This is a genomic window from Pseudomonas sp. GZD-209 (assembly GCF_049310485.1).
Classification (GTDB): Bacteria; Pseudomonadota; Gammaproteobacteria; order Pseudomonadales; family Pseudomonadaceae; genus Aquipseudomonas; species Aquipseudomonas sichuanensis.
In genome coordinates this window covers 1-6421 of sequence record NZ_JBMOWQ010000177.1, presented here as the reverse complement: position 1 = coordinate 6421, position 6421 = coordinate 1, and the positions used below count along the sequence as shown (strand labels likewise).

The 6421-nt window shown below is 67.4% G+C and carries 4 protein-coding genes and 1 pseudogene; 3 read left to right on the top strand and 2 right to left on the bottom strand.

What is annotated here, in order from left to right:
* Positions 1-61 precede the first annotated feature (61 nt).
* The gene (locus tag ACO6VM_RS19730) at positions 62-1447 is read right to left on the bottom strand and encodes a NorM family multidrug efflux MATE transporter (protein WP_401055837.1); all 1386 of its coding nucleotides are present in this window, start codon (positions 1445-1447) and stop codon (positions 62-64) included.
* Between the two features lie 156 nt (positions 1448-1603).
* On the opposite strand from ACO6VM_RS19730, the gene ACO6VM_RS19725 reads away from it, so the two are divergent.
* The 3 genes and pseudogenes from ACO6VM_RS19725 to ACO6VM_RS19715 all read left to right on the top strand — a co-directional run bounded on the left by ACO6VM_RS19725 (position 1604) and on the right by ACO6VM_RS19715 (position 4721).
* Entirely contained in the window at positions 1604-2530 is a 927-nt protein-coding gene (locus ACO6VM_RS19725; RefSeq protein ID WP_322359660.1) for a LysR substrate-binding domain-containing protein, read from the top strand.
* Between the two features lie 211 nt (positions 2531-2741).
* Positions 2742-3854 (top strand): annotated as a pseudogene (locus ACO6VM_RS19720) (Cache 3/Cache 2 fusion domain-containing protein); the annotation flags it as partial.
* The gene (locus ACO6VM_RS19715) at positions 3852-4721 is read left to right on the top strand and encodes a methyl-accepting chemotaxis protein (RefSeq protein WP_394366673.1); all 870 of its coding nucleotides are present in this window, start codon (positions 3852-3854) and stop codon (positions 4719-4721) included. The pseudogene ACO6VM_RS19720 and the gene ACO6VM_RS19715, both read left to right, overlap by 3 nt.
* Before the next feature lie 138 nt (positions 4722-4859).
* Here ACO6VM_RS19715 and hglS read toward each other — a convergent pair whose 3' ends face one another.
* Positions 4860-6245: a 2-oxoadipate dioxygenase/decarboxylase HglS gene (hglS, locus tag ACO6VM_RS19710; RefSeq protein WP_401055835.1), complete on the bottom strand. Its 1386-nt coding sequence runs from the start codon at positions 6243-6245 to the stop codon at positions 4860-4862.
* Positions 6246-6421 lie beyond the last annotated feature (176 nt).

Genomic DNA, 6421 nt, shown 5'->3' with positions numbered 1-6421 from the left:
AAAAATGGGGGAGCAACCCCTCTCCCCTGGGGGATGGGGGGGGGGGGTTTTCCCCCCGCGATCAGGCCGAAACAGCAGCGTTCACACCTGCGCCACGGCCAATCATCCGCTTCATCCGCCATTCAAAGGCAAACGTCAGCGCCACCGAAGCACAGGCCAGCCCCAAAGCCAGCCCCCACCAGATCCCCGGCGCCCCACCGCCGAGGGTGAAGGCGAACAACCAGGCACTCGGCGCCCCCACCAGCCAGTAGCACACCGCGCCGATCAGGAAGGTGGTGCGTGCATCCTTCAAGCCACGGATCGAGCCCATGGCGATGGTCTGCACGCCGTCGAACAGCTCGAACCAGGCCGCCACCATCACCAGTTGCACCGCCAGCTGGAAGATAGGCGCAAAGGCCGGGTCGTCACGGTTCACCAGCAAGCCCACCAGGTTGTCCGGCAGCAGCAGGAACAACGCCGCAAAGCCAAGCATCAGCGTGGCACCGAAACCTATCCCGACACGCCCGGCACTGCGCGCCGCCAGCAAGTTGCCGGCGCCGTAGTACAGGCCGACGCGCATGGTCACCGCATACGAAAGCCCCGTCGGCACCATGAACGCGGTCGAGACGATCTGCAGGGCGATCTGGTGCGCCGCAAGCTCCGTGCTGCCAAGCACGCCCATGCACAGCGCGGCGAAAGCGAACAGCCCGACCTCGACCATGTAGGTGCCGCCGATCGGCAGGCCCAGGCGCCACAGCTCGCGCAGCGCCGGCAGCGAAGGGCGCATCAGGCCCTTGCGCAGCGGGTAGGCGGCATAGGCCTTGTGCCAGCGGATGTACAGCGCCAGGGCGATGGCCATGCCCATCGACACCACCGCGGTGACCAGGCCGATGCCCATCAGGCCCAGCTTGGGCAGGCCGAACATGCCCTCGATCAGCGCATGGTTGAGCAGGTAGTTGAGCACCGTGCCCACCAGGCTGATGACCATCACCGGCGTGGAGCGCCCCAGCGCACTGGTGAAGCCGCGCAGGGCCATGAACGTCAGGTAGCCGGGCAGGGCCAGCGGCAGCAGGGTGAGGAACTGCATGGCCGCGTCGACGTTCTCCGGCTGCTGGCCGAACAGCAGCAGCGCGGGCTTGAGGTTCCACAGCACCAGCGCTGCCGCCAGCGCCAGGCCCCAGGCCAGCCACAGGCCGCTCTGGGCCAGGCGGGTGACGCCTTCGATGTCGTTGGCGCCCTTGCGGATCGCCACCAGCGTGCCGACCGCGGCGATTATCCCCAGGCAGAAGATCGATACGAACGAATAGCTCGCCGCCCCCAGCCCGCCACCGGCCAGCGCCTGCGGGCTGATGCGGGCCATCATCAGGGTGTCGGTGAGCACCATCAGCATGTGCGCCAACTGCGAGGCGATCAGCGGCCCGGCCAGGCGCAGCAAAGCCTTGAGTTCGGTGGTGGGCGCGACGTGCATGGGCTTGTCCTTGTGGGTGGGGCAATGAGCGAGCGGTCGATTCTGAGGCTTCGGTCAGCTTTGCACAAAAGGATAAATGCGATCACTGCCATGAGTCTGACTCATGCATGTATGATCCAGTGCACTGCCTCCACGGCCCCGCATGCCAGGTACGCCATGTCCCGCCAGCTCCCTCCGCTGTATGCGCTGCGCGCATTCGAAGCCGCCGCGCGGCTGAGCTCCTTCACCCGCGCCGGTGTCGAACTGTCGATCACCCAGAGCGCGGTCAGCCGGCATATCCGCACGCTGGAAGAGCACTTCGCCTGCCGCCTGTTCGTGCGCAGCGGCCGCAGCCTGCAACTGACCGAGGCCGCACGGGTGCTGCTGCCCGGCGTGCGCGACGGCTTCGCCGCGCTGGAGCGAGCCTGCGAGACCTTGCGCGGCGAAGACGACATCCTGCGCATGAAGGCGCCGTCCACCCTGACCATGCGCTGGCTGCTGGCGCGCCTGAGCCGCTTTCGCCACCTGCAGCCGGGCAACGAAGTGCAACTGACCAGCGCCTGGATGGACGTCGACCACGTGGATTTCAACCAGGAACCGTTCGACTGTGCGGTGCTGCTCAGCGACGGCAACTTCCCGGCCGACTGGGAGGTCCGCCGGCTGTTCAGCGAGCTGCTGATCCCGGTGGGTGCGCCGGACCTGCTCGACGATGCGCCCTGGGATGAGCGACGGCTGGCCGGCATCGAACTTCTGCACCCCACCCCCGACAAGCGTGACTGGCGCGCCTGGCTGGCGCGCATGGGGCTCACCGACAAGGTGTCGCTCAAGGGAGGGCAGGTGTTCGACACCCTGGAGCTGGGCATGATCGCGGCTGCCCGTGGGTACGGGATCTCGATGGGCGACCTGCTGATGGTGGCCGAGGATGTGGCCCAGCGGCGCCTGAGCCTGCCCTGGCCGACGGCGGTGGCCAGCGGGCTGGATTATTACCTGGTGTGGCCGCGCACCCGGCCGGGCGGGGAGCGGTTACGCAGGTTGAGCGGGTTTTTGCAGGAAGAGGCGGTGGGGATGGACTTGCCGGATGTGCAGATCTTGCCGGTAGCGTGAGCGCCTGAGCCGGCCCCTTCGCGGGTTTACCCGCGAAGGGGTCGACACCGAACGCAAAGGTTTGCGAATACCCCGGCCCGACACTCAAGTATTCCCCCGCGACGCCGATTCATTGGCACCAGCGTCCCGGAGAGGGCGCGATTTCCCGTCGATAGGAAGCGGGTGGTCAGCGTGATCAGGACGATCCCGGCCTCTTGCCAGGAGCTCTCCCATGTCTCAACCGCGTGCCCGTATCGCCTCGCAGCTCGGTATCGCCCTCGCCATCGTGCTGGCGCTGGTGATCACCGGCAGTACCCTGTTCGCCCTGCGTTCGCTGGACGATGCCAACCTCACCACCCGCCAGGCCCACCTGGGCAGCGAAGCGCGGCTGCTGGCCGACCAGCTGGACACCTTCCACGGTTCGCTCAGGGACAACACCCAGCGCCTCAGCGGGCTGTTCGAGCGCCGCTTCGCCACCGGCCTGGCCCTGCATGCAGGCGAGACGGTCAGCGTGGCCGGGGTCGCCACCCCGGCGCTGTACCTGGGCGAACACCTGCTGAACAACGATTTCCACCAGGTCGACGAGTTCCAGCAGATGACCGCCGGGGTCGCCACCCTGTTCGTGCGCAGCGGCGACGACTTCGTGCGCATCAGCACCTCGCTGACCAAACAGGACGGCAGCCGCGCCATCGGCACCCAGCTCGACCGCCAGCACCCGGCCTACGCCAAACTGATGGCCGGGCAGACCTACGTCGGCCGCGCCGTGCTGTTCGAGCGCAACTACATGACCCGCTACGTGCCTGTCAGTGACGGCAGCGGGCGGGTGATCGCGGTGCTGTTCGTCGGCTTCGACTACACCGACGCGCAAAACGCCCAGTTCGCCAACCTCAAGCGCTTCCGCATCGGCCAGACCGGCTCTCTGGCGCTGCTCGACGAGCAGGGCAAGTGGCTGGTGCCGCCGGCCGAGGTGCGTGACGGCGAGGCCGCGGCCCAGGCCATCAAAGGCCTCAAGGCCGGCGAGGGGCGCTTCTGGGAGAGCGCCGGCGAGCCGCAGTTCAGTGTCGCCGTGCCGTTCGCCGAGGGCCCATGGACCGTGGTGGCGAGCATGCCGCAGGCAGAAATCCGCGAAGTGACCTGGAGTGTCGGCCTGCGCCTGGCCATCGGCAGCCTGCTGGCCATGCTGCTGGCCGTTGTCGCCACACTCTGGCTGCTGCGCCGCAAGCTGCGCCCGCTGGGCGACCTGGTGCGCCAGGCCGAGGCGCTGGGGGCCGGCAACCTCAATGCCCGCCTGAGCGTCACCAGCCATGACGAGATTGGCCAGCTGGCGCGCGGGTTCAACCAGATGGCCGATGCCCTGGCGACCATGGTCGAGCATATCCGCGAGGCCTCCGAGCAAGTCAGCGGCCGCGCCCGTTCGCTGTCGGGCCTGTCGTCCGGTGCCTGCGAGGGCATGGAGCAGCAGTCCGGCGAGATCACCAGCATGGCCGGCGCGGTGGAAGAGTTCAGCGCCACCTCGATGAACATCGCCGACAACATGGCCGGCACCGAACGCATGGCCCGCGACAACGCCCAGCAGACCCGCATCGGCCGCAATGCCATGGACGAAGCCTCGGCCTCGCTCAAGCAGATTGCCCAGGCGTTGGGCGGTACCGCGACGGTAATGGACACCCTGGGTGCCCGTTCGCAGGAGATCGGCGGCATCGTCGGGGTGATCACCGCGATCGCCGAACAGACCAACCTGCTGGCGCTCAACGCCGCCATCGAGGCGGCCCGTGCCGGCGAGCAGGGCCGTGGCTTTGCCGTGGTGGCCGACGAGGTACGTGGGCTGGCTGCGCGCACCCGCCAGGCCACCGATGAAATCTCCGGGATGATCGCCAGCATCCAGCAGCAGACCGGGCATGCCATCAGCACCCTGGAGCAGGGCAACCAGCTGATGCAGGAAGGTCTGGCGCGCAACGACAAGGTGGCCGAGGCCCTGGCGCGCATCGACGAGCAGAGCCGCACGGCGGGTGAGCAGTTCGCGGTGATCAGCACGGCGACCCAGGAGCAGAGCAGCACCGCGACGGTGCTCAGCCGCAATCTGCAGAGCATTGCCCAGGCCAACAGTGAGCAGCGTGATGTGGCCAATGAGTTGGCCAATACCGCCCGCGAGCTGGAAGGGTTGGCGGGGCAGTTGCGCCAGGAAGTGGATCGGTTCCGCGTAGGGCGCTGAAACCATCGCGGGGCAAGCCCGCTCCCACGCAGTGGACTGCCCCCATGAAGTTGGACACCAATCCAACCCTTGGGGGGTAGTCCACAGGCCTGAGTGCACTTGTGGGAGCGGGCTTGCCCCGCGATGCATTCTGAAGCCTTACATCGAGCCCAGATCCAACGCCTGCGCACACGCCTGCAACGACCGCCGTTCGCTCTGCGCATACAACCCCAGCTCATCCTGCACGGCCAGCCCCAACGCCGCCTCGAATGCCTCGCGGTTGGCATTGCTGCCGTACTCGGCCTGGCCCTCGTCGCCCAGGTTGGACTGGAAGATCCCCGCCGCACTCACCGGCAGGAAATCCTCGTACACCAGCGCCTCGTAATGCACGTGGCCTGCGTCGATCAGCCCTTGCAGGGTGGTCGGGCGATCCGCCTGGCCGCGCGCGGCCAGGCCCTTGTCGGTCGCGAAGTAGCGGAAGTACGCCAGCCCCTGTTCGCGCATCTGCGCCAGGTCATCCGGGAACTCGGCGAACTGCGCCTCCAGCAGCGCTTTGTAGCGTTCGGCATTGGCCTCGGCCGGTACGCCGCCCAGGGCGGCGCGGGTGGTATCGAGCAGGCGGTCGTACAGCTGGCGGCCCTTGGGCGTCAGCGCCGCGCCACGCTGTTCGATCTCGCCGAAGCGCGCCGTGTGGCTGCCCTGGGCATCGCTGAAGGCGACCTTTTCCTGCAATGCCTTGAAGCTGGTCTGGCGCAGCAGGATCGGGTGGCGACGGGTGGGCGGGCCTTCGACCACGGCTTTGGGCGGGATGCCCTTGGCCGGCATGCCGACCTGGATCGCGTCGATGTCCAGGGTGCGCGGGGTCAGGTGGTTGATGTGCGGGCCCTTGAACGCCACCACGTCGGCGATCAGGCGGTGCTGATCGTGCAGCTGCTGGTACTGCTCGGCGGTGACCGTGGCGTCCTGGTGCCAGCGGAAGGTGTGCAGGGCTTCGTTGACGAAGCGCTCCGCGTCGCTCGCGTTCAGGCCGCCGTCGCGTTCGCACTGGGCAATCAGCTCCAGCGCTCGCGGGGTGAAGATCTGCCGTTGGTTGAGGATGCCCTGGGCCAGTTCGCGCAATTGCGGGTTGTCGATCAGCTCCAGGCGCAGCAGCGAGGTGAATACGCGGAACGGGCTGACGTGCAGCGACTGTTCGTGCACCGCGCGGAAGGCGGTGGAATGCACCGGCACCCCGGCCGAACTGAGGTCGTAGTAGCCGACCGGGTGCATGCCCATCACCGCGAACAGCCGGGCGATCGTGGCGAGTTCTTCGGCGGTGCCGACACGGATGGCGCCGTGGCGCTCCTGGTCGAGGCGCTCGATCTCGCCGGTCCAGCGCAGGGCCTCGGCCACCTTGGGCTGCTCGGCCATGACCTGCTGGTTGATCTCGCTCACCAGCTCAAGCAGCGTGCCGTACAGGGGCACTTCCTGTTTGTACATGAGCGACATGGCGGCAGAGAACTGCGCGCGGATGCTGTCGGGGCTGACGAAATCGTGGGCGGGCATCGCAAGCTTCCTGGTTAGGTTCGGACACTTACATGAAAGCTGGGAATGGAGTTGCCTTACAAGCGAAAAAAAGTGGGTGTTTCATTCCTTTTTTGATCGACCTTGAGGGCCCTATCGCGGGGCAAGCCCGCTCCCACGGTCTGACATAGCGTGGGAGCGGGCTTGCCCCGCGATGG